The 1466-nt window shown below is 76.7% G+C and carries 2 protein-coding genes; one reads left to right on the forward strand and one right to left on the reverse strand.

Annotated features, from left to right (window positions below; genetic code table 11):
* The coding region (locus CWIS_RS14935) for a hypothetical protein (RefSeq protein WP_197080865.1) at window positions 1–451 on the reverse strand (451 nt) is incomplete at its 3' end.
* Window positions 452–600: 149 nt separating this feature from the next.
* Between CWIS_RS14935 and CWIS_RS14940 the strand changes: the two genes are divergently transcribed.
* Window positions 601–1185, forward strand: a complete 585-nt coding sequence (locus CWIS_RS14940; RefSeq protein WP_048344126.1) for a DUF3000 domain-containing protein — start codon at window positions 601–603, stop codon at window positions 1183–1185.
* Window positions 1186–1466: the final 281 nt, after the last annotated feature.

Genomic DNA, 1466 nt, shown 5'->3' on the forward strand with positions numbered 1-1466 from the left:
CCAGCGCCACGGCCGAACGGTCGGCCGCTGCGGCGGCCGCGCGCGCCGTGTCCTCGACGAGCCGGGCGAGCCCGGCCGGCCGCAGCGCGCACGCGCCGTCGGTGAGCCGCAGACGTACGAGCCGGCCGCGCGCGTCGACCTCGACGCCCACGTCACCTCCTGGTGACCGCGCCGCACCCCGCACCGCGTCCATGTCGTCGCGCAGGGCGGCCAGCTCCTGCGCGTGCCGTCGCGCGTCGACGAGCTCGGCGGCCACGCGCTCCTCGGCGCCGTCCACCCACACGCCCGCAGCCGGTGGAGCGGCATCCGGCACGCGCGGCGGCGGGGCGAGCGGCACCCCCGTGTGCGGCGTGGCGGACGGCGAGGCCTGCCCGGTCGCGGGCACCGTCCGCGGGACCCGCCTCGTCGCCTGCGGCACGAACCGGTCCGGGTTCCCGTTCGTCGTCGTCATCTCACGCCCCCTGCTCTCTCGTCGGACGCCCTCACGGCACGTCGCGACCGGACGCTAGCCACCGCACGCCGGTGCGTGTGCGCGTCCTCCACAGGCGACCGGCGCGCCGTGCACGACGCAGGTGGTGCCGTTGCCTACGCTCGGCAACCATGAGCCCCGCCGGTCCCGACGACGTGCCTGCCGAGTTCGTGCAGGCCCTGCGCTCGCTGCGCACGGTGAACGTGCGACCGGAGGTCGTGCTGGACGAGGTCCCCGGCCCGGCGCGCATCGCGCCGTACTCGGCCGCCCTCACTGCGGAGGTCCGCACCGCGCGTCGCTCCGTCGCGGCCGCCGAGCTCGCCTCGGGACGCTTCGTCGTGCTGTACGACCCGGCCGGCCAGGAGGCCTGGGACGGTCGGTTCCGCCTCGTCACGCTCGTGCGCGCGACGCTCGAGGCCGAGGTCGGCGCCGACCCGCTGCTCGCCGAGGTCGCCTGGAGCTGGTTCCTCGACGCGCTCGAGAGCGTGGGGCTCGAGCCGCACGCACCCGGCGGCACCGTCACACGCGTGCTGTCGCAGAGCTTCGGCGCGCTCGAGGTGCGCGCCGAGCAGACCGAGCTCGAGATCCGCGCGTCGTGGACGGCGACGGACCCCGACCTGCGCGACCACCTGCGCGCCTGGGAGACGCTCCTGTGCGCGGCGGCCGGGCTGCCCCCGTTGCCCGACGGCGTGGTGCCGCTGAGCCCTCGTCACTGAGGCGTCTCGGCGGGCCCGAGCGTCCGCGTGACCCCGTCCGGTGCGGGCCCCGCCCGACGTGCGCTTGCGCGATCTGACCGTCTTCGTCCGACCAGGGCTCAAGTCCCCGCCCGACCCTGCCGATCAGCAGGTCGTGACCATCGAGCCGCTGCGCCGCGCACCCGCCGCCCGCACGTCCGCCACGTCGGGGGGCCCGGTCGCGACCCGCCCCGCCGCGGCACATCACATGTGCGTGGTGGTCACCGAGCTCGCCGACGGCGACGGCACGACTCTCGTGCAGA

Origin of the sequence: Cellulomonas sp. A375-1, from assembly GCF_001040865.1 — a bacterium.
GTDB lineage: Bacteria > Actinomycetota > Actinomycetes > Actinomycetales > Cellulomonadaceae > Cellulomonas > Cellulomonas gelida.